Below are 24128 nucleotides of genomic sequence, written 5' to 3' on the forward strand. Positions count from 1 at the left end.
GATGTGTATTAGAGACCGACTCACRRTTGWCWKGTCTTTACCAGTCTTGTTTTCAGCTTTCTGCTCGCTAACAGCTGGTTTTCCTGCTGCTGGTGTTTCACCGGTTACGGTCGTTTCGACTGGGGTTCCGGTTGCACCGTCCTTGCTTGGAGTGAGCGTGAGCTTGGTGTTCGGGTCTTGCTTATCAATATCGACAGTGAAGGTTCCGTCGTCTTTAGCTGTTGTTTCGCCAACTGTTTGACCGTTCTTGCTGATAGTGACTTTTGCGCCTGGAGTGGCTTTACCACTCACGGTTGTCTTGTCTTTACCAGTCTTGTTTTCAGTTTTCTGCTCGCTAACAGCTGGTTTCACGGTTATGGTTAGAGTTGTGGTGCCGGTGTTTCCTGCCGAGTCGGTTACAGTGAAGGTTAGGGTATGTGTGCCAACTTCCTTCGGCTGCATGTTCTTAATAGTAAGATCCAACACTTGTTTCTGATCAGTGTCAGTGGTTTTTGAAACACTCGCACGTCCACTAGTGAGATCAGTATCTTGAAGCAGATTGGCGCCCTTTAGTGCCTGTATAGTGTTGATGTCTTTAACTTGCACATCATCTTTAGCAACAATGTGAATCTTCAGATCTTGCCCAACTGTTACAGGCGATGAAGTAGCAGTAATTGTTGGGTTTTCAGTATCCTTAGGCTTGGTAGCTTGTTTTTTCTCACTGTTTTCTGAAGTTAGTTTAAATCCTGGAATTTTTATTCCTTTAGGACTATTTTCATCAGGCTTCGTTACAGTTGTTGTTGCATACACGTTGCCTTCAGGAATTTCACCATTAACAGTAATCTCCGCTTTATCACCGTTAATCGTTGTAGTAGAGCCGATTTCATTGCCATTTTTATCAAACAGTTTAACTGTTGTAGTAACTTTAGCGCCAGTAGGAATGCCGCTTCCAACAGATACTGTTACTTTCTGCCCTGTCCTTCCAGCAAGATCAGTCAGATCAGTTTCGATAACTGGCTTCTGTGGTTTAACATTGATGGTTACGTTTGTAAAACTCTTGGACTTATCGGAGTATTCTCCCTTAATACTAGGGGTAAATACGCCAACTTTATCAGTGTTTGGAGTAGCAGTGCCGTTCCACTTTAAGGTTGGCTTATCTTTAAGATTGTCTCCGTCTGTAATCTCAACAAGTTTGTCAATTTCTGTCAATGGCGGTAATTGATCACCAACGGTAACATCAATGGTTTTACCGGTAATAGGATGTTCATCAGCAAGTGTTTTCTTTTTAGTAACTGTGACTTTAACTTTGCGCGTGGTAACGTTGCCAGAGCCATCCTCGGAAGTAATAGTTACTTCCTTGTCCTTCATTTCTTTAGTAACTTTGATGCCGTCTGATGAAAGCGGGTTACTTTCGCTTCCAGCGCCTTGCTTGATTTTAGGAGTTTTTGTTAAACCAGAAATGCTAAACTTCTCAATATAACCCTTGTCATCGGTGGTAGTGAAGCTTAGTTTATCGCCTTTATAAAGATTAATGGTCTGATTGTCGCCAGTTATTTCATTGCCATTGTAATAAATTTTTGGCGCTATGCTGTCAGTTTTATTGCGCTTTAACTTACCATCTTTGTCTGCATCATTGTTTGGATCTCGACCAGAAATAACTGTGTATGCAGAACTTGTAGTTTTTCCCCAAGAACCGCTATTGGCCCATGTCCATGCGTTTTGAATGTTTGCATACTTGTCGTTATAATTGTCCGCGCTTTTATTAATAACTCCTGGACGAAGTTTTAATTCTGCATGCATATGATACGCAACATCGTCATACGGTTTAGCAACTGTTATACCAAAACCGTAATTTTTGTTATACTGCGAACCATTATTAAAAGCATACGTTGCTTGATCTCCAGCCATTCGACTAATGAGTGGGTCATTTCCGTTTTGATGGAAGATTTGATCTAAATCGGTATAAAGTTTATCACCAGGATTAAGTCCTATACCTACCTGATAAAGAGCATAACCTTTTTTGCCAAAATGCTGATCGGTTTTATTCATGTTAGGTACAGAGAATGATAGGGAATCATCTTTCTGAAAAGCTTCCGGATCTTGCGAAAGAATGTGACCTTTGGTTTTCGGTCTGTACGCATCGTATCTAAGATTAGTAACCGTATCAGATTTATATAGTCCATTTGAATCCAAGTCTGCAATTGCATATGGTACCTGCCATAAGTACCATTGCTTGTTAGATTTATCTACCATTGACTTAGCATTGTTGTTGAAGAAAATATCGAAAACAAGATAGTCAGAGCCGCCACGTGTTTCCACATGCGCATACATAGCTGTTCTATCATTAACAGCTTTCCAATCAGAATCAGATCCTTCCTCGTCTGATTTTATTTCTGTTGCATTGCTGTTTCTACCGCGTAATCTTCTGAATTCAAGAATATTTGGATACTGCAACCAAGGTTTCTTGTCGCCTAGTGGAACATATTCACGATCTTGATACTTAGCAACCGTGCCGCTCGTAAGCTTTTCAGCTGTTGCAGTGTACGTTGGTGTAGTAATTGTGTTTGCCGTAACAGCCATGGCAGGCTGGCTGCCTAAGCAGGTTGCTGCTGTCAACAAAGCAGCCATTGTTGCTAACGGAAGCGTGTGTACTTTGTGTGCGGAACGCTTTCTAGAAGATTTTGATGATGATGTACTTTTTGAAGGGTTAACTGATGTCATAACAATCTCCTTAATTTTCCCTAATCTTTAACGAATTTTTAAACAAATAAATAGAACGAATTCTATGACAAATCTCTCCAAAGCTAGCAATAAAGCTCTCTATTTAAATGGGTCTATTTAAAATTCTATCATTTCTTGTTATTTTTTATAATATTTTTCAGTTTGAAATTAGTTTAGACTGTAAAATTTCCTACGGGGGGGGGGTGCTCTAAATGAAAATTTTTTGCGAAATGTTATAACAATATAACTTTTGATAAAATTTCTTATTATTTTCGTAACTTGCTATATGACTTATGGTGTGTCGCAGATATGTGATTGGGTAATCACTAAACAAATGTTTATTAGTGTTGGGAATGTCATGACCATCGTTTGAAGATGCTGAGCATTAGAAAGTATATACTCTAGTTTCTTAATTCTTGGATACGATGCAATTTGCTCGACGAAATACGTGATCTAAAGAAAGAGTTGCGTAATATACGCAATGCATAGGTCAAAATATTTTGTGTGAACGTTCACAAAACGCCGTATTATTATACTTTCAAGGTCATAATACGTTGATACACTTGAATACGGAATTGGGTGTTTTATGTGTTTTTCTTGTAAAGCGCTCATAAAAAATAAACAGAAATAGAAAATAGGTAGGCATTATGCGTAAAGCCAAAATCGTTGATACTATTGGTCCAGCTACCGAATCCTTGGAAGGAATTACCAAGCTTGTTGAAGCCGGTATGGATGTTGCTCGTTTGAACCGTTCTCACGGCACTCCTGAAGATCATTTGCGTGTTTACAACAACGTTCGTGAAGCTTCCAAGTCCACTGGCCGTAATGTTGCTGCTCTCGTTGATTTGCAAGGTCCAAAGATTCGCTGCGGTTGGTTTAAGAAGAACGCTGATGGCGAAGACAAAGTTTATTTGGAAGAAGGCCAAGAGTTCGTAATCACCACTGATGATATTGAAGGTGATGAGCATCGCACTTCCACAACCTTTAAGGGCTTGCCAGGAGATTGCCATGCAGGCGATCCAATTTTGATTGATGATGGTAAGGTTCGTCTTGAGGTCACTAAAGTTGAAGGCAATGACGTACATACTAAGGTAGTTGTAGCAGGCCCAGTTTCTAGCCATAAGGGTATTAATCTTCCAGGCGTTGCTGTGTCTCTTCCAGCTTTAACAGAAAAGGATGAGGCTGATCTTCGTTGGGCTATCCGTACTGGTGCAGATATTATTGCTATGTCATTCGTGCGTTTTGCAAGTGATATTGATCGCGCTCATGAGATTATGGACGAAGAAGGTCGTCGTATTCCAATCGTAGCAAAGATTGAGAAGCCACAGGCTGTTGAAAATCTTGAAGAGATTGTTAAAACCTTCGATGGCATTATGGTTGCTCGTGGCGATATGGCCGTTGAAATGCCTCTCGAAGAGGTTCCACTGGTCACCAAGCGCTGCATCGAGCTTTCTCGCCGTTACGCAAAGCCAGTTATCGTTGCTACTGAAGTTCTTGGCACAATGGTTAACTCTCCAGTTCCAACCCGTGCAGAAGCTTCTGACTGCGCTAACGCTGTTCTCGACGGTGCTGACGCAACAATGACTTCTAACGAAACTGCTGTTGGTAAGTATCCATCTGTGACTGTTCAGACTATGGCTCGTATTTCTCAGTTTGCTACTGAGCACGGCTATGATCGCATTCCAGCTGTTGAGCTTGATATGTCCAGCACCGGTGCAGTTTCCTCTGCTGCTGTTGATTTGGCAGATAAGCTTAACGCTAAGGCTATTGTTGCCTACACTCAGACCGGTCGCACGGTTCACCGCATTTCCCGCGAGCGCCCAGTTGCTCCAATTTACGGCTTGACTAACAATGAGCACACATATCATTGGTTGGCTTTGAGCTGGGGTACTGAAGGCTTCTTGATTGATGAAGATTATCATGAGATGAATCGTCATGATTTGATGATCTTCACCGACAAGGTTCTTCGTGAAGCAGGTAAGGTTTCCGACGGAGACAAGATTGTCGTTTTGAGCACTGCTCAGGGCGAACGTCAGGCTGGTCGCACTGATTCAATCTACGTACACACTGTTGGTGCATGCGACTAATTTTGCACCTTTAATGCTCACAAATCGCTTGAATATTTATTCTCCTGATCTTGTGACTTTGATTTCTGTGTGATTATTGATGCGTGCAATCTGCTTAAAAACAGGTTGCACGCATTATTTGTTGGTTTATTTATTGGTTCCGCTTCCCTCCAATATTTATTTGCGACACGCTCAAAACGCGCTAAGTATTTGCATATTGCTCAAAGTGTGGTATAGTCAACAAGTCGCGCAAAAACGCGGATAATTTAAAATGCCCCTGTATCCCAATTGGTAGAGGAAACAGCCTCAAAATCTGTGCAGTGTGAGTTCGAGTCTCACCGGGGGCACGTGCACAGCGTCGCTTAGAATGTAAGCGGCGTTTTTTATATTTTCGTTTGCTTAATTTTGGTGATATAGCTTTGTATTTTGGGGAATAGCCCACGAGAAATAGCTCAAAATAACCACATATTTTGCTTAATTGCGTTTGATTTTTTATAGATTATATATTTATACTTGATTACAGTTAGTGAGGAGAGTTTAAGGAGTTTTTTATGTATCCAGACGACAACCAATACCAGAATACTTACAACGCTAGTAACCAGTATCAAGACCCTCAGTATAAGGACCCTCAGTACGTTGATCCTCAGTATCAAGATCCACAGACTGTAAATAATTATTCTGGTTCGCAATACGCTGTTCAGCCTTACACTAAGCCTGATTACAGTGCCTATGGTTACAATCGTGGATACACTAACGGTTATGACGACGGCTATAACAATGGTTATAACAATGGTTATAACGTTAATGGTGGTTATGATCGCTATCCTGCAGGGCGATACGATTATTACGATGACTACGAATATAGAGAAAACAACCACTATAATGTTTTTGCTATTATAGGCTTTATTTTTTCACTAATTGGAAACGCTGTAATAGGGCTTCCTTTCTCATTTGTTGCTTTGAATCAAATTAAGAGAACCAATGAAAAAGGTAAGGGTCTAGCAACGGCAGGTGTGATAATAGGCTTCATATGGCTAGCTTTTTGGTTGGTAGTTATCGTGTTTTATATAGCTGCGATTATTTGGGCTTCTTCGCAGACACATTATTATTATTCTTATTATTAAATTTTAGATTTGTATGAATTTTTGTATGAATTTTATTGATGCAGTTTAATCGACTATTTATGAAGTAGTTGATTTTCTGCATCAATATTATTTTTTTTGAGTTGATTTTAATCAATTGCGAAATTAGTTCGAATTTGTGGATATAGCTTCGTATTTTGCTTAATTGTGTTTGACTTTTTATAGATTATATCTTTATATTTGATTACAACCGTTAGTGAGAGTTTGAGGAGTTTTTTATGTATACGGACGACGACCAATACCCGAATACTTATAACGCTAGTAACCAGTATCAAGACCCTCAGTACGTTGACCCTCAGTATCAAGACCCTCAGATTGTAAATAATTATTCTGGTTCGCAATACGCTGTTCAGCCTTACACTAACCCTGATTACAGTGATTATGGTTATAACAATGGATACACTAACGGTTATGACGACGGTTATAACAATGGTTATAACTTTAATGGTCCTGCAAGGCGATACGATTATTACAATGGCTCTGGTTATAGAGAAAATGATCACTATAACCTTTTTGCTATTTTGGGCTTTGTTTTTTCTATAATTGGCGTTTCTGCAGTAGGGCTTCCTTTTTCAATTGTTGCTTTAAATCAAATTAAGAGAACTAATGAAAAAGGTAAGGGTCTTGCTACAGCAGGTATGATAATAGGCTTTATATGGTTGGGTATTTGCGTGACAATCATTTTGGTACTATTTGTGGTTCCTGCGTTTGAAATGGTAGCTTATTTACTCTTGCTTTTATTTTACTCGGCTCGTTAAAATTATTATTCTCCTTACTATTATTAAATTTTAGATTTGTGTGAATTTTTGTGTGAATTTTTATTGATGCAGTTTAATTGACTATTTATGAAGTAGTTGATTTTCTGCATCAATATTATTTTGTGAGTTCATTAATTTGTTCCGCCACAGTGATGTTTATTCGCGTAAGGATGCTTTTATTTACTTTTTGCTTTACTAAGCGTAAAGTGAGAAAGTGCTGTTTGCGCTTTGCATGTAAAGTGTTATGAAAGGGACAATGATGATCCGCCATACAAATCTATATAGTAAGTTCAAAGATTTAATAAGTAATAGCGTGGATTTCATGCATGAAGAATCTCATTCAATAATCATGAAATCTTGCGCGATTTTTGCATCTGCTGCTGCTGTGCTTTGCATGGCAACTATTATTCCGGCAAATGCTAATGAGTCTAAATCCTCCTTTAATACTGCTTCTGAATCTAAAAATAAGTCTGAAAAAAAATTTACTGAAAAAGGTGTTATTGTTACTGCATTCCAGCAGAATTGGAAGAGTATCGCTAAGGAATGCAAGGAAACTTATGGTCCTGAGGGCGTGAGTTATGTGCAGGTTTCGCCGCCGCAGGATCATATTAAGGGTAATGCGTGGTGGACTTCTTACCAGCCTGTGAGCTATAAGCTTGATTCTAAACTTGGTACTGAAGCTGAGTTTAAGAATATGATTACTACTTGCAAGGCAAAAAAGGTTGGAATCATTGTTGATGCTGTTATTAATCACATGACTGGCGATGGTAATAAAGATACTGTTGGCGTTGGTGGAAGCAAGTATGATGCAGCTTCGCAGACTTTTGAAGACGCTGGATACACTAAGGATGATTTCCATCAAATAGAAAAGAATATCGGGAATTACAAAGATCCTGAGGAAGTTTGGAATTATAGGCTTGTTGGTTTGCTTGATTTGGATACTTCTAAGCCGCATGTTCAGCAAGTGTTAGGCGGATATTTCGCTAAGCTACTGAAGATGGGCGTCGCTGGATTCCGTATTGATGCAGCAAAGCATATGGAGCCAAAAGATGTGAAGGCGATTAAACAAGCTGCCTCTGATCTTTCAGGAATTGCCTATGACAAAATTTGGTGGATGCAGGAAACCATTGGTGATATTGATGGTGCTAAAGAAACTCAGCCGGATCAATATTATGGTACTGGTGAAGTAGATGAGTTTGAGTATTCACACCGTTTGCGTAATTATTTCTACGGTTCTATTGAAAATCTGAAGCATATTACTGACAACCTCACTCCTAATGATAAAGCTGCTATTTTTGTGACTAATTGGGATACTGAGCGCGACAGTTCAACGCGAGTGCTCACTTATAAGGATGGTGCAAAGTACGAGTTAGCTAATGCGTTTATGCTTGCTTATCCGTATGGAACACCAAATATTTACTCCGGATATAAGTTCACTCAACGCGATGAAAGCGCTCCTGGTGCGACTGATACGTCTGTTCCAGATGTAACTTGCGGTAAGGATTCTCAGTGGCAGTGCACACAGCGCTTAACTTATATTCGCGGAATGGTTGGATTCTATAATGCTGTTAAAGGCACGAAAGTGACTCAATGGCAAGATGACAACGATAACAATGTTGCTTTTAGTCGCGGAGACAAAGGATTCTTGGCGATTAACAATACGGACAAGCCTAAAAAGGTGAGTTATAAAACTGATTTGCCTGATGGCGAGTATTGCAACGTGTATGTTTCGAGTAAATGCGGCAGCAAAGTTACTGTAAATAGTGGGAAAATTGAAACAACTATTCCAGCTAACTCAGCTATTGCTTTGCATGTTAAAGCTGTAGATCATTTTGGAAGTACTTCTGTGCTGACTACAGTGTTGATGATTGTAGTTGTTTTCGTTGTTCTGTTGATTGAATTAGTGCTGATTCTGTGCAAGAACAAGGCTGATTCTAATAAAAAGTTAGGTTCTGGTAAAAATTAGATTCTAACAAGTAAGCTGATTTTAATAAATAAGCTGAAAGCGGGTACTGATTGTAAATAAATTGGTATTGTAGTGTTTGAATGGTATAATTTTCTCCGCTGATTATACACATTATGGGCGATGGTTAGCATCATGGTTGTGCTAGCCATCGCTTGTGTATTAAGGCTATTAATGCGTCCGAGGAAGAAGCGCGTTAATACCAATGGAGGAAAGGATACTGATGGCTCGTCATAGACATCTTGCATCGAAGATTGTTTCTATTGTTGCGTCTGTTGCAATGCTTGTAACTGGTTTTGCTGTTACAGGTGGCGCAAACGCCGTAAATACTGCCGGGGGGGGGTCTGCCAATAGCAAAGAAACTTCTACTAATGTAACTCTTAAAGGTAAGGGAGTTATTGTTACTGCATTCCAGCAGAATTGGAAGAGTATTGCTGAAGAGTGCACTAACACTTACGGCCCTGAAGGTGTGAAGTATGTGCAAATTTCGCCTTCTCAGGATCATATTAAAGGTAAAGCCTGGTGGACTTCTTACCAGCCTGTGAGCTATAAGCTTGATTCTAAACTTGGCACTGAAGCTGAGTTTAAAGATATGATTAAAACTTGCAAAGCAGCAAAGGTTGGGATTATTGCAGATGCTGTGATTAATCACATGGCTGGAGCTGATAATAAAGATAAAGTCGGTGTTGGTGGAAGCAAGTATGATGTGTCTACTCAGACTTTTGAAGATGCTGGATACAAAAAGGATGATTTCCATCAGAGCACCGAAAACATTAAAGACTACACTAAAGCTGAGGATGTGTGGAATAACAGGCTTGTAGGCTTGCTTGATTTGGATACTTCTAATCCGCACGTTCAGAAGATTTTAGGTAAGTATTTTGCAGATTTGTTGAAACTCGGTGTTGCAGGTTTCCGTGTGGATGCTGTAAAGCATATTTCGCCAGATGATATGAGGGGTATTAAAGCTTCTGCTATAAAGCAATACAACGAAAGTGTTGACGACAGCAAAAAGATTCATGACATCTGGTGGATGCAGGAAACTATCGGCAACTCTTCAGAAGCTGCACAAATTCAGCCGTCTGCGCATTTGAATGAAGGTGAAGTTAACGAGTTTGGCTACTCTTACCAGCTTAAGCAGAACTTCAAAGGTTCGCTGATGAAGGCAAGCAAGCCTCTGAACAAAATTCAAGACGGAATGGTTAAGAGCGATAAAGCTGCTATCTTCGTTACGAATTGGGATACTGAGCGCGGTAACAGCGTGCTTACATATAAGGATGGTCGTCGTTACGCTTTAGCAAACGCATTCATGCTTGCATGGCCATACGGTACGCCAAACGTGTATTCCGGATACAAGTTCGATAAAAATGATGAAGGTGCGCCTGATGCAACTGATATACATGTTCCAGATGTGACTTGTGGTAAGGATTCCAAGTGGCAGTGCACTCAGCGTTGGACTTCGATTCGTGGAATGATTGGATTCTACAATGCTGTTCAAGGTGCGAAAGTCACAAATTGGCAGGATGATGGAGACAACAACATTGCTTTTAGCCGTGAAAAGAAGGGCTTCTTAGCAATCAACAATTCGCTTGACGAAAAAGAAGTTTCTTATAAGACTGATTTGCCTGATGGTGAGTACTGCAATGTTTATGCTGCAGGCGACTGCTCTAAGACTGTTAAAGTTGAAAAAGGTGAAGTTAAAACCAAGATTGGCGCTCGCGAAGCAGTAGCTTTACATGTTAATGCAACAAAAGCTACACATCCGGCTGGCTCTGCTGCAGACGCGTCTGATCCTCAATATGGTGTAGAAAAGCCTGATGCAGGCATGCCAGAAGATCCTACAACAACTATTTACTTTAAGCCAGACAAAAAGTTTAAAGATAAGAAAGTATACGTTCACTATGGCATCAGAGGCTCAACCTGGACTCAAGCTCCTGGCGATGAGATGAAAAAGGCTTGCGATGGTTGGTATAAGAAGACGATTACAACCAATGGCAAAGCTTATGAAGCAGTGTTTAATAATGGTGAAAACTACTGGTATCACGAAGGAGATAATGATAATAACTTTAAGATTCCAGCTCACACTGATTCGTATGTAGCTCAAGATCACAAGGGTAGCGTTGGAGTAAATCCTTGCCCAGTAGCGTATAATCCAAAGACTACTGTTCGCATCCACTACGCACAAAAAGCTGGTGATACTCGCAATATTAGCATTTGGTTGTGGGGCAAAGACAAGGATGGTAAAGAGCTAAAAGGAGCTTGGCATGAGTTCAATGGCAGTGATAAATTCGGCAAAGTTTTTGAAACTACAGTTGACGGTGCTTTTGAAAACAAGTCGCTTTCCTTTATTACTAGTACAAAAGAGTGGGGTAAAGACGGTGGCGATCGTGCTATTGAAAACTGTGCAAGTGGTCTTGCTGAAGCTTGGGTAACAGGCGGATCGGATACTACGCAGTTTACTGCTCCAGACAACCTTAAGAATAAGCCAAAAGAGCTAAAGGTAACAGTTCATTATCGCAGGAATGCTGGCGATTATGAAGGCTGGAACATGTGGACTTGGAACGACGGAACCGGTGGTACTGCTCGTTACTTTACTTCGCATGATGATTACGGCAAAGTTGCAACCTTTACTGCTAAGAATTATGGCGGTATTGACAGTGTTGGCTTCAAAGTTAGAAAGTCTACGCCAAATAATGCTTGGGATAAACAAGATCCTAGCGATCGCAGTATTCCAAACAATGCGATTAAGCTAGATTCAAATGATCCAAACAAGGGTAGTGCTGAAGTCTGGTTAATGCAAGATGACATGACAGTATACTTAAACGCTACTATGCCGCAACTTACAGCTCACGTAATGTCTGCTGATATTGCTGGCTTAAAGAAGTTAGCTGTAAAAGTATCTGGAGATGTGTCTTCTGTAAAAGATTCTGACGTAACACTTTTGGATGCTAGTGAAAATCCTGCCACGACTGTTGAGCTTAATTCTGTTAAAGCTAATGGTTCAGAGATTACTATCGAAACCAAGAATGAACTTAATATTAAACACAAGTATGAGTTGAGTATTAAGGGATTGGCTAAAGATATTAAGCTTTCTGCTTCCTCAAAAACTGGTGCTAGCGTAATTCGTACCGATGAATTTGATAAGAAATACGCTTATGCTGGCAATGATTTAGGTGCTGTGTATTCTGCTTCTTCAACTACTTTCAAGCTTTGGGCTCCAACAGCAACTGAAGTAAAGTTGATTACGTATAAGTCGACTGCTGAAAAAGCTGAAAAAGACAAAGAAACAGCTATGAAAGCGGAAGATCGTGGTGTATGGTATGCAAAGCTCGATGGCGACAAAGCTAATACAGCTTACGCATATGAAGTTCATTTTGCTGATGGCACAGTGAATGTTTCTGCTGATCCTTATGCGAAAGCTGCAGTAGTAAACGGTGAACGTTCTGTTGTATTAGCAGATAAAGACGCTGGTAGCGCTGGAAATCGTATGCCAAAGTTTACGAATCCAAGTGATGCAATAATTGCAGAAATGGATGTTCGTGACTTTTCGATCAATCCAAACTCTGGTATTAGCGATGATCATCGCGGTAAGTATCTTGGCGTAATAGAAGAAGGTACTAAGACTACAGATAAGCATAATGTTTCTGGATTGGATTATTTGAAGTCTCTTGGTGTAACTCACGTACAAATCATGCCAATGTATGATTTTGGTTCTGTGAATGAAGCAGGTAACTTGGGTTACGGTCAGCCAGGTGCTCAAAACTGGGGCTATGATCCGCAAAACTACAATGTTCCTGAAGGATCTTATTCTACTGATCCTGCTAATCCAACAGCGCGAGTTAAGGAAGCTAAGCAAATGATTGCTGGTCTTCATAATGCTGGTTTGCGTGTGATTATGGATGTTGTTTATAACCATGTTTATGACGTACAAAAGCATTCATTTAACAAGACAGTTCCTGGATACTACTTCCGTTATAAGGATGGCGCTCTGAATGGCAACTCTGGATGCGGTAATGATACTGCTTCTGAGCGTCAAATGATGCGCAAGTATATTTTGGATTCTGTAAAGTATTGGGCTACGCATTACAACCTCGACGGCTTCCGATTTGATTTGATGGGCTTGATTGACCTTGAAACCATGAAGGAAGTGCGTGCTGAGCTTAATAAGATTGATCCTTCAATTATTGTGCTCGGTGAAGGCTGGGATATGAATGAACTGCTTCCTAAGAGCGAGTCTACTATTCAACCTAATGCTTATAAGATTCCAGGAGTAGCGTTCTTTAACGATTCATTCCGCGATTCTATGAAGGGTTCTGTGTTCGGTGATGCGTCTACTGGTTTTGTAAATGGCAATACAGATAAAGGTGTTAAGGCTTTGCTTGAGCATAATTTGCTTGGTTGCCAATTTGGCAAGAGTACTGTTAAGTGCTCGAATGGTAATGCTGAAACGCACTTTGCTGATGCAGGTCAAATTGTTCAGTATGTTGAAGCTCACGATAACTTGTCGTTGTACGATAAGCTAAAGGTTTCTGCTCCTCAAGACACTGAAGATGTACGATTGAGGCGAGTAAAGCTTGCAAATTCAATGATTTTGCTTTCTCGTGGCATGCCGTTTATTCAGCTTGGCCAGGAATTCTTGCGAAGCAAGAACGGTAACCATAATAGTTACAATGCTGGCGATAAAGACAATGCTCTTGATTGGAATCGTGCAACAGAAAAATCTGATTCCGTAAACTATTTCAAGGGATTGTTGAAGCTACGCAAGAGCATTAACTCTCTTCGTGATTTTGATTATGCAACAATTAACAATAACATGAAGATGATTGATGGCACTCCTAATGGTGTAATTGCTTACACGCTTAACGATGCAGATAAGCAATACGTTGTTGTGTTCAATGCTAATAATGCTGAAACTCAAGTAAAGATTCCAGCAGGAAAGTATTCTGCTCTTGTTGCTGATGGCACAGTCAATGACGTTGCTAAAGAAGCTAATGTTTCTGCTGACGGAACATACAAGGTCGCTGCTCTTTCTACTGCAGTGTTGCTTAATGCTGAAAAGAAGAGTGAACCTGTAAACCCTGTTGTTCCAACGCCAACTCCTCAGCCACCAACGCCTGGTCCGGTTGTTCCAACGCCAACTCCTCAGCCTCCTGCTCCTGGTCCTCAGCCTCAGCCTGGTCCTGGTCCTGTGACGCCTCAGCCTGGTCCTGTGACGCCGACACCTCAGCCACCTGCTCCTGGTCCGGTAACGCCTGCACCAACACCGTCTCCGGCACCGGCTCCTCAGCATCAGCCATCTGAGCATGAAACTCCAGCTAAGCCAGGTCAGACTAAGCCAGGTCAGACTAATCCGGATCAGACTAAGACTGAAACTCCAGCTGAGCATCCTGCACCGGCAAAGTCTGAGCAGTCTGCGCCAGCCCAGTCTGAGCATCCTGCACCAGCTAAGCCAGCAGAGTCCGCTCCTGTACCTGTTGCTCCTGAAACAGTTCAGCAGCTTAATCCAGAATTAAAGGGAACTCTTAGCATTGGTAACAATAATGTTGCAACTGCAGGTGTTGTTAACACTGTGAGCATTAATGTTGTTAACAGCGAGTTCACTGAGCGCTTGCAGCGTGATGGAGTAGTTTATGCATACGCGTATATCTACTCGTCTCCTCGTTTGCTTAAGGGTGCTGATGGTTCAAAGTTTGTGACTGTCCGCATGGTGAATGGCAAGCCTCAATTCGACGCTCAGTTCCCAGCTGGATACTCCGGAAAGCATACGGTTGTTTTGGTTGACGAGAAAGGTAATCAAGTTGCTTGGACTAATATCGTTGTAAGTAGTTCTACCAAGAATGCTCAGGACAGCAAGGAATCTGCAGCCAATTCAGCTAGTGCTCTTAAGAACACTGGTGCTGAAACTGGATTGTTCGCAAGTATTGCTGCAATCTTCGCTGGTTTCGGTGTTGCGGGCATAGCATCTCGCCGTCGTAAGAACTCTAACGAGTAAGTTCGCTCATAACTAGGCAAATTCCCTCGCGATTATCTTCCGATAGTCCGCGAGGGATTTTCATATATACCATGTAGTAGTGAGGGATGGCTGTTACTAGCGCGATGACCTGCCTGAGCGCTTAAAGCTGCATAGTGCGCTGCGGTTTAAAATCCATGCTGATGTTGCTGAGCTCTCGGAGTTTCTCTCATCGCAAGATTTTTACATTGCTCTAAGAGAAACTCCGACAGCTCTTGGCATGTTTAGTCTTTTAATCTTCGGTTAATCACCGAGATTTTTCAATTTTTCTTCTTCGCTCAATGAATCACCATCGAAGGGCTGCGAATCGACCGAGCTTAAAGCAGCATAGTTCGCTTTAAGCTCCTTCGATGAGTGAGCTGGCACAGAGAGGAAGTCCAGTGGACTTCCTCGCCAGCGAAGTGTTGAGCTGTTACTGCGTGCGCGATGGAAAGTGGTACTAAAGATCTCTTTCGCTGCGAAAAATCTTAAATCTCTGCCTAACTGGTGGCAAAGCATGCTAGATCAAGCAATCCTTATCACTCACCGCCACAGCCATATCCTCGCTTGCGTTGAAAGCGCACTGTGCTTTCAACTTTGAGCAAGCTCGGCGCTCCGAGTTGCCTTCGCACGCTATATCGCAGTGCTCAGGCAGGTCGTCGCGTAACAACAACGCTTAGTTTTGTGATTTCGCAAATCTGTATTTCTGTATTTTTGTTTCAAAAAATTCGTATTATCAAAAATTGTGATTCGTATCATAACAAATGTTTAGATTGGTTAATGAAAAGTTGTGAAAAAACGCCCACATTCAAAATATTTACAAAAAAATATTAATCTCCAAAACCGTTGAAAAATATGGCTTGGGGGNGGGGGCACTATAGGCTTTTTTGATTTAAACATATGTTATTTGACTTCAAAAAAATTTTTAAATTGTTATAATAACCTAACAAAGATAGCTTGCGATTTTATAAATGTGCGCTATGAAAATTTTAAATTAGCGTTGTTGAAAATTTGCATTTTGCATGTCTATAGGCGGGCATGCGAATCTGCCTCTTTATCGGATCACTAAGTGAAAGAAGTATATCATGGTATCAAAATCCAGAAAGCATGCGAATACTGTGAAGTTAGATGCTGTAGTAAGTAAAGCGATTGAAAAGGCTGTTGACGTTCGCAAAGTGGCGGCGTTTACGGTTGGTGCCGCTGGCGTATTGGCTGGTGCGGCATTCGCTTTTGGCGCAACCCCGGCGATGGCGGCGGAGGATAGTGCTGCGAATAAGACGAATTCAACTCAAGCTCCTGTGACTACTGATAAGAAGTCGGGTATTAAGCCTGATGCTAAGGAAGAAAAGAAGGAGCAGAGTTCCACTAATAAAGATTCTGGGCAGAAGACTGAAGCAAAGAAACAGACTGATAATAAAGCTGAATCTGACGAGAAAGAAGACGCTAATAAAGCTGAAGCAAAGAAGCAGACTGAGAATAATACATTGGATAAGTCTGGCGAGACTAATCTTGAAAAGAAACTGGCTAACAGAACGAATGCTTCTACGCTGTCTGTAGCAAAGACTGATGATAACAAGTCTGATGGCACTAAGCATGTAGATAATAAGATTGGCGAGAAGGCTTCTACAGATAGCGCTTCTGTATCTAGTATCACTTCTGCGGAAACTAACACTCCTGTATCTAATATCGCTCCTGTAGAAAGTCCTGTAGAAACTAGCACTTATGCAGCTAGCAGCACCTCTGCGGAAACCCCTGCAAGTGCTACTGCAAAAATTCCTGCAAACACAGTACCTCAGGGACAAGATCGCGCTGGCGACGAGCACAGTCCTAATGAGATAGCTTTTTCCAAAAAACTGCCAAATATTTATGGTTGGGCAACTTCTAACAACACGTTTGACGAGAAGCTTGAAAAGCAAGAAATCGTGTACCATTTGCCAAAGAAGGATAATAAGCCGGTTGTACGCGTAGTAATTCTTCCAGATTCAAAAGATAGTATTAATACTGATGATCCTAGTGCTTACGAGAAAATCATCGAATTTGATTCTGAGCATGTAAAGGACAGGCGCCAAAGCTATTCTGGAATTTACGAGTTAAAAACGAATGAGTCTGACGGTAGCGTGGACTTGATTATGAAGCAGCCATTCAGGGATGGCGGCATATCTTCGGGTCAAGGTTATTGCGCAAACCGCTCAATCTTCTTGTATTACGATGAGAAGAATTTGCAGCATGACCAAACATCTAATAACTTCCGTGTTGCAACGCTTGTTCCGCCAAAAACAGCGGGATCAATCGTCTTAAAGTACAACGAGAGTTTGTCGGCAGATAAAGTACGAGAAGTTCTTCACAAAGCAGTAAATCTTCCTACTGAACATAAGGCTGGTAGCACTGTAGCTGAGCAGCTTGTTGCTCAAAGTAAGTCAGCGGGTGTTGGTTTACGAGTTAATGAAAGCACTGTTAATAACACTCCAGATACGGTAGACGCAAAAATTCCGCAAGACATGGGTTCTTATGACGGAACTATGTTCGAAGCAATCAATAAGAAAAATGATAGTGGAGATTACTCATTTGGCGAGCGAAAGCTCAAAACGTATCTTGTAACAGATTTGGGAATGAAGTCTCCGGAAATACCTCTTACTGTAGTGCGCTATAGCACTCGCATTGAGAAGCCGGTTGTGGATACAGTTGATTTTAGCAAGCTTACAGAGGATCAAAAGACTCAAATCAGAAAGAATCTTGCAAAACTTAACGGCGTATCTACCGACAAAGTTACGTTTGATAACAGTGGCACGGCAACAATCGACTTCGATGGCTTGAGCTCGCAAGATGATCCAAAGATTCCTTTGAGTGACTTAGTGCTTACAAGAGTTGCTACTAAGAATATTGCAATTCCAAGTGATTCTGAAAACTCGAAGGTTAAGGCTGTAGTTGTTGCTAATCCTTTGGGTTACTCGCAAGCTGAGTTGAAGCAAATCAAGAAGGCTATTTACGAAGCTAATAAAGACAATCAAGATCTTGGTTTGAGTGGAACAGACTATGAGAAGCAGATTTCACTTGGTTGGATTGAAGGTAATTTGCAAAACTCTGGTAAAAATAACCAGGGTATTTCAAACGGTCAGAGTGAAAATACTATTACTGTTACTATCAGAACCGATAAAGCATACGCTCAGTTTAAGTCCGACATTAAGAAGCATCAACTTACGCGTTTGATTGATTTGCGCAAGGATTACACGCTTAGCTGGGATGCTGATAAGAACAAGATTAATGGTCGCGCAAGCGATGAAGGTCTTGCTTGGATGGAAGATGGCAAGACTCTGGTTTACCGTTACGATCCAGATAAAGGCGAACAAATCAATACGCAAGCCGTACTTAATTTATTGAAAGCTACCGTAAAGTCTGATGTGAAGGCTGATAACCCACAATTGCGAGATAATCTTCTTGGCACTGAGATTACTACTGTTAAGCGAGAAGGTTTGAAAGGACAAACTACACGTAGCCACAGGTCTTACACTGTTGACGACAAGGGAGAGCCAATTGGTGTTCTAAACCTTGTTAAGCTCAATGGTGGCGGTTATGGTGGCTTTGCAAAGCCTGTTGATAACTCCGACAAGAAGATGGGTGACGAGCAGTCAAGTGTAAATAAATTTACATTTGATACTGAAAGTAAAGCGGTTGAAGTTGCTGGCAAGAATGGCAAGTGCATGATTGGGCGCTTGTTCATTGAGCCTTATAGCTTGTATTACTACAACTACGTGTATGGTGAGAACAAGTATAATTTGCGCAATACTCCTAAGGGTATCAACGTTGTGTTTGTACCGCAGACGAAGAATAAGACAAGTGATTTGAAAGGTTCGATTGATAAGCATACGGTAACGAAGGATGACAAGAAGACTCCTACCGATTCTAAGTACTACAACGCGTCTGCTGATAAGAAAGATGCGTACGACAAGGCACTTGCTGCTGCCAAAGAAACGCTTGAAAAAGTTGGTAACAAAACTGATGCTGATTTAAGTGAAGATCTTAAGGCTGAAGTTGATAACGTAACGATTAAGCTGGATAAGGCTCGTGAGGCTCTTGATGGTGACGCTACCAAGAAGGAAGAGCTGAAGAAGTCAATTGAAGCTAACGGTAAGGTTGCCGAAGGCGCTACTGCTGCAACACCTGGTACGGTAACTACTGACAAGTATAAGAACGTAAGCGACCCTGACTTTAAGGACGCTAACGGCAATGACGATACTAAGAAGAATGAGGCTGCCAAGAAAGCTAAGACAGATTATGATAACGCACTTTCTGAAGCTGAGAAAGTAAACAAGGACGAAAACGCCACCCAAAAGGCTGTTGACGATGCCAAGGCTAAGCTCGATGCTGCGCGTAAGGAGCTTGATAAGTACAGCACTAACAAAGACAAGCTGAATGCTGCCATCGCTGAGCATGGTAAGGTAAAGACTGGCGATGCGACGCAAACTGACCCAGCAGAGAAGCTCAAGACCGCCGACCCAACTTACCAGAACTCTAACGATACAGAGCGCAAGGCGTATGACGACGCTGTTAAGAAGGCAAACGATCTTTCTAAGGATCCAAACGCTTCTCAAAAAGATGTAAACAAAGCTATTGAGGATCTTAAGAAAGCTAAGGAAGCGCTCGACAAGAACGCAACCGACAAGGCTCCTCTTGATGCTGCGGTGCAGAAGAGCTTCGATAATCCGAAGCCGGACGATAAGTCGAAGCAGAGCGTGTTCTATAAGAACGCCGCCGCGAAGAAAGACACCGACCCTGATGCTAAAAAGGCTGTTGAGGACTACGATAAAGCTTTGCAGAAAGCCAAGGATGTTCTTGGTGACAAGAACGCTACAAAGGCCGATGTAGAAAAGGCTAAGAAAGATCTTGAAGACGCTGAAGCAGCACTTCATGCTGATAAGTATCAGACAAAAGTAACTGATTTAGCTGAAGCTATTGCAGATAATGTAAGCGGTTACCTGATGCCTGCGTACTTCAACGCCTTTGATGAAGCGCAAGCTAAGGGCAAAGATTCTCAAGCCGCAAAAGACTTCAAAGCCTACAACGACGCTTATCACGCTGCAAAAGACTTGCTTAAGGATATTAAGAAGCCAAATAGCACAGTAACGCAAGATCAGGCTGATGAGGTTAAGAAACAGCTTGTTGAAGCCCGTAAGGCAATCGATAAGTATGCAACAGACACCAGCAAGATTTCGGCGGCGCTGCTTCACAGCTTGGCCATTACTAATAGCCCAGCGTATCTAAATGCGTCTGCAAATACTGACCAGAATTCTGAAGAAGCTAAGGCAAAGAAAGCATACGATGATGCGCTTGATGCTTTGCAAAAAGCATTCAATGATGAGATGCCTCAAGATACGGTCGATGGCAAGCCTGGTAGTCAAGTAATCTCGACTGACAAAGTGCCTGACAAGGATGGAGACACAAATAGTGCGAGCTACCTTGACGGCATCCAGTCCCACGCTAAGGGTCAGCCTTTGAATAGGGATGTGCCAAAGCTACTTGCAGATCTTAACAAAGCTGTGGCAGATTTGAATAAGTTTGCAACTAAGACTGATAAGCTGCAGGAATCCATCAACAAGGATACCGATACTCAGCACGATCCAGCGTATAAGAACACAAAGGATCCGCACAAGCTGGGCGATAACGGCCAGGAAGATACTTCTGGATACGCTGATATCGAGAAAAAGGCTAAAGACTACGACGATGCGCTTACTGAGGCTAAGAAGCTCTTGACGGATCCAACCGCTACCCAGGCGCAGGTGGATGCGGCTCTTAAGAAGCTCGACGATGCTCGCGATGCTCTTAAGGCTCAAGATACCAACGTTGAAGCACTGAAGAAGAGTGTTGAAAAGCACGGTAAAGAGGCCAGTGGTACTGAGAAAGCTACCGAAGGTACTGTTACTTCTGATGCGTATCGCAATGCGTCTGATCCTCACTTCTTAACTCCTGATGGCAAGCCTGATGAACAGAAGAACAAGCAAGCCAAGAAAGCTAAGGCCGATTACGACAAGGCGTTGGCCGAGGCTCAGGAGTTGATCTCAAAGCACGATGATGCTAATACGCCTCTCGACGCTAAGCCAACTCAGAAGCAGATTGACGATGCTTTGACAGAGCTAAATAAGAAGCGTGAAGCCCTTGATGCCTACAAGACCGACACTTCTAAGTTGAGCACTGAGGCGGATTTGTCTAAGGCGGATACTGAAGGTGCTTCTATAGAGGGCAAGTTCGAGAACACTCCAGAGTTCAAGAATGCCGACGCCAAGAAGGGCGAAGGCAACACGGATAATGACGATGTCGATGCCTATAAGAAGGCTTTGAAGGCTGCTCGTGATTTACTCGCTAAGAAAGACGCTACTAATCTCAGTGATCACCCAACTCAGAAGCAGATTGATGATGCTCTCGAAACGTTGAAGAAGGCAAAGAAGCAGATTGAAGACAACTACAAGACGGATACTTCGAAGCTTGAAGAAGCTAAGAAGTATGCGAATGGTGACTTCAAGAAGACTCCTGAGTATAAGAATGCTACTGCAATAAAGAATGACAATACCAACGCAAAGCATGAACAAGCTGGTAAGGATTTGGAGGGTACTGATCAGAATCCTGGCTTAAGCAAGCTTGTTGAAAAAATTGCTACAAAACTGCAGGATACTAGTAAGCTTACTCAGAAGGAAGTCGATGATGCGCTTGAAGCTTTGCAAAAGGCCATGGACAAAGTTACCGACGGCTATAAGACTGATGTTGACCCTCTTCAAAAGGAGGTTGGCGACAAAACTCAAGACAACAATCCTGTAACACCTCCATTCGAGGAGTCAATTCCGTACAAGAATGCTCTGTATAAGAAGCAATCCGAAACTGGTACTGATGCAACGGCTGATACTTCTGCCACCAAGAAGCTTCAAGATTATAACGATAAGTTTGAAGCAGCGAAGAAGATTATTGATCAGGTGAAGAACCCAGATCCGAATGCTGATCCAGATAAAAAGCCAACTAATGCTGATGTTAAGACAGCTTTGGAAGCCTTGCAAAAAGCAAAGAAAGCTATCAAAGATTCCTTTACGACCAGTGCTAAGGATTTGAAGACTGAGGCAGATAAGTCTAAGGAAGATGGTGAAGGTGCTTCTATAGATGGCAAGTTTGAGAATACTACAGAGTTCAAGAACGCTGATTCTAAGAAGACTGATGACGGCAAGGATAATGCTGACATCACTGCTTATAGGGATGCGTTGAAGAAAGCTAGGGCTTTGCTTGAAAAGTTCGGTAATGATAATAAACCAAAGTCTGATCTAACTGACGTTCCATCTCAGAAGGAAGTTGACGAGGCTCTTCAGAAGCTGAAGGAAATTAAGGACAAGATTACTGCTGACTACAAGACGAGTCCTACTGAGCTTCAGCAAGAAGTTGACAAGTCGAAGGATGGAAATAAAGACACCAGAGATGACGTGTTCGAGAACACTCCTGCGTTCAAGAACGCGACTGCTAAGGGCGATGAAGCTTCTAAGAAGGCACTCGAAGAATACAACGACAAGCTCGAGAAAGCCAAGAAGCTCCTCGGTGCCTTCAATCGCAATGATGGCAGTGTAAAAACTCAACTTCCAGATGGTATGGAAAAGGCTCCAACCCAAAAAGAGCTTTATGATGCTCTAGATGCATTGCAAGCCGCTAAGAAGAAGATTACTGACGAGTACAGCACGGTCAAGTATGATTTGCGTCAAGAGGCTGGTAAGGATTCTGACTTCACTAAGTCTCCTGAGTATCAGAATGCTCAAGCTAAGGGTGATGACGCGTCTAAGCAGGCTCTTGACGAGTACAAGAACGCGCTTGACGAAGCTAATTCTGTGCTTGATGATCCTAACGCAACTCAGGCTCAGGTAGACGAGGCTTTGAAGAAGCTTCAAGAGGCTAAGGCCAAGCTTAGGTCTGAGAATGGCACGGATAAGTCTAAGCTTCAGACTGAGGCTGATGATGATGCTAAGTTCCGTAAGTCTTTGTACTTCATTATTGGCAAACGCGACGATATTGAAGCATACAACACTGCTTTGGCTGAGGCTAACAGAGTTCTTAACGATCCAACAGCTACTCAGGCTCAGGTTGATGAGGCTTTGAAGAAGCTTCAGGCTGCTAAGTATAAGCTTAATCATCCGTTTGGCGCTGGCAGTGGTAGCGGAATCGGTAGCGGCTATGACACCGATGCTGATGCTGGGGATGGTTTTGATACTAGTGCTTCTCAGAGTGCTTCGGTTGATAAGTCTGCTTTGCAAGTCGAAGTTAATAATTCTGAAGCGGATTCTTCTGCTGCGTCTAAGTCGAATAATGCTGCTGCTAAAGCTTACGTGAGTGCTTTGGCCGAGGCTAACAGTGTGCTTAACGATCCTAATGCAACTCAGGCTCAGGTTGATGAGGCTTTGAGGAATCTTAAGGCTGCTAAGGCTGCGTTGCTTAATAGTTTGCGTGGTGCTTCTGGTAATGCTGGTGGTCTTGCTAATACTGGTGCTGAGACTTCAATGTTTGCGAGCATTGCTGCAATCTTCGCTGGCTTTGGTGTTGCGGGCGTAGCGTCTCGCCGTCGCAAGCACTCCAACGAGTAAGTTCTAACCTATATCTAAAATCCCTCGCAGGTTATCTTTCGATAGTCCGCGAGGGTTTTTCATATGCTTAATGCGATAGATTGCCGTGAGGAGTGGGTGTTGCTTGGTCGAGCAATATAAGAGTGGAGCGATTCTAAATAAATTCCCACATAATCCAATCCTATTGGGAATCAAAACTTAACTAAGAATTCAAACACTAGTAGCACAAGCATAAAAACTATGTACTGTACGAGAGCGTAACGTCTGCGAGACAAGTAACACCCACCCCTCACCTCCACAGCCATATCCTCGCTTGCGTTGAAAGCGCACTGTGCTTTCAACTTTGAGCTTCCCCGATTTTGTTTACTTATGTACCATCTAAGTCCACAAAATCAAGAACCCTTCCCCGATTTTGTTTATCGACACGCCCAACAAGTCCACAAAATCAAGAACAGGATGCCAGTGAGGGATGGGTGTTGCTTGGTCGAGCAATATAAGAGTGGAGCGATTCTAAATAAATTTCCACATAATCCAATCCTATTGGGAATCAAAACTTAACTAAGAATCAACCACTAGTAGCACAAGCATAAAAACCATGTACATCACGAGAGCGTAACGTCTGTCCTCACGGCTAGTTGCCGCTCGGCTGAGCTTGCGTTGAAAGCGCACTGTGCTTTCAACTTTGAGCAAGCTCACGCTCCGAATTGCTTTTGCACACTACGTTCTAAGTGCAAAAGCAGGTCGTCGCGCTAGTAACACCAATCCCTCACCGCCAGAGTCATACATTCGTTTGCGATTCGACATACAGAGTAAATTAACAGATTTTCTGTAAAAGTGTTAAAATGCTGAACGGTACTGTGATGAAATTCACATAGTTTCGTTACATCTACCTGCAGCATTCGCATATTGCTAAGTTAGCAATATTACAATGTTC

The 24128-nt window shown here is 42.1% G+C and carries 7 protein-coding genes and 1 tRNA gene; 7 read left to right on the forward strand and 1 reads right to left on the reverse strand.

The window, feature by feature from the left end:
* A partial coding sequence (locus tag BFS05_RS06150; protein ID WP_258004289.1) for an Ig-like domain-containing protein occupies nucleotides 1-2700 on the reverse strand: 2700 nt, incomplete at its 3' end.
* A 647-nt stretch (nucleotides 2701-3347) separates the two neighbouring features.
* On the opposite strand from BFS05_RS06150, the gene pyk reads away from it, so the two are divergent.
* From pyk to BFS05_RS06185, 7 genes are all read left to right on the forward strand, one after another.
* Complete coding sequence (pyk, locus tag BFS05_RS06155) at nucleotides 3348-4787, forward strand: pyruvate kinase (RefSeq protein ID WP_103085087.1); 1440 nt, start codon at nucleotides 3348-3350, stop codon at nucleotides 4785-4787.
* Nucleotides 4788-5039: 252 nt separating this feature from the next.
* Nucleotides 5040-5113: transfer RNA gene (locus tag BFS05_RS06160), tRNA-Leu, on the forward strand.
* Between the two features lie 204 nt (nucleotides 5114-5317).
* On the forward strand, nucleotides 5318-5890 hold the full coding sequence (locus BFS05_RS06165; protein WP_103085088.1) for a DUF4190 domain-containing protein: 573 nt from the start codon (nucleotides 5318-5320) through the stop codon (nucleotides 5888-5890).
* A gap of 236 nt (nucleotides 5891-6126) precedes the next feature.
* Complete coding sequence (locus BFS05_RS06170) at nucleotides 6127-6666, forward strand: DUF4190 domain-containing protein (RefSeq protein WP_103085089.1); 540 nt, start codon at nucleotides 6127-6129, stop codon at nucleotides 6664-6666.
* A 322-nt stretch (nucleotides 6667-6988) separates the two neighbouring features.
* Nucleotides 6989-8632: an alpha-amylase gene (locus BFS05_RS06175; RefSeq protein WP_103085110.1), complete on the forward strand. Its 1644-nt coding sequence runs from the start codon at nucleotides 6989-6991 to the stop codon at nucleotides 8630-8632.
* A gap of 220 nt (nucleotides 8633-8852) precedes the next feature.
* Nucleotides 8853-14618: a type I pullulanase gene (gene pulA / locus BFS05_RS06180; RefSeq protein WP_103085090.1), complete on the forward strand. Its 5766-nt coding sequence runs from the start codon at nucleotides 8853-8855 to the stop codon at nucleotides 14616-14618.
* Between the two features lie 1082 nt (nucleotides 14619-15700).
* Nucleotides 15701-23215, forward strand: coding sequence for an FIVAR domain-containing protein (locus BFS05_RS06185; RefSeq protein ID WP_103085091.1), 7515 nt, complete (start codon nucleotides 15701-15703; stop codon nucleotides 23213-23215).
* Nucleotides 23216-24128 lie beyond the last annotated feature (913 nt).

The sequence above is a fragment of the Gardnerella coleohominis genome (genome assembly GCF_002896555.1).
GTDB lineage: Bacteria > Actinomycetota > Actinomycetes > Actinomycetales > Bifidobacteriaceae > Bifidobacterium > Bifidobacterium vaginale_F.

Bases quoted from the DNA above. Each gene is read 5' to 3' on its own strand.
- pyk (WP_103085087.1), top strand. From the start codon at position 3,348: ATGCGTAAAGCCAAAATCGTTGATACTATTGGTCCAGCTACCGAATCC.
- BFS05_RS06165 (WP_103085088.1), top strand. From the start codon at position 5,318: ATGTATCCAGACGACAACCAATACCAGAATACTTACAACGCTAGTAAC.
- BFS05_RS06170 (WP_103085089.1), top strand. From the start codon at position 6,127: ATGTATACGGACGACGACCAATACCCGAATACTTATAACGCTAGTAAC.
- BFS05_RS06175 (WP_103085110.1), top strand. From the start codon at position 6,989: ATGCATGAAGAATCTCATTCAATAATCATGAAATCTTGCGCGATTTTT.
- pulA (WP_103085090.1), top strand. From the start codon at position 8,853: ATGGCTCGTCATAGACATCTTGCATCGAAGATTGTTTCTATTGTTGCG.
- BFS05_RS06185 (WP_103085091.1), top strand. From the start codon at position 15,701: ATGGTATCAAAATCCAGAAAGCATGCGAATACTGTGAAGTTAGATGCT.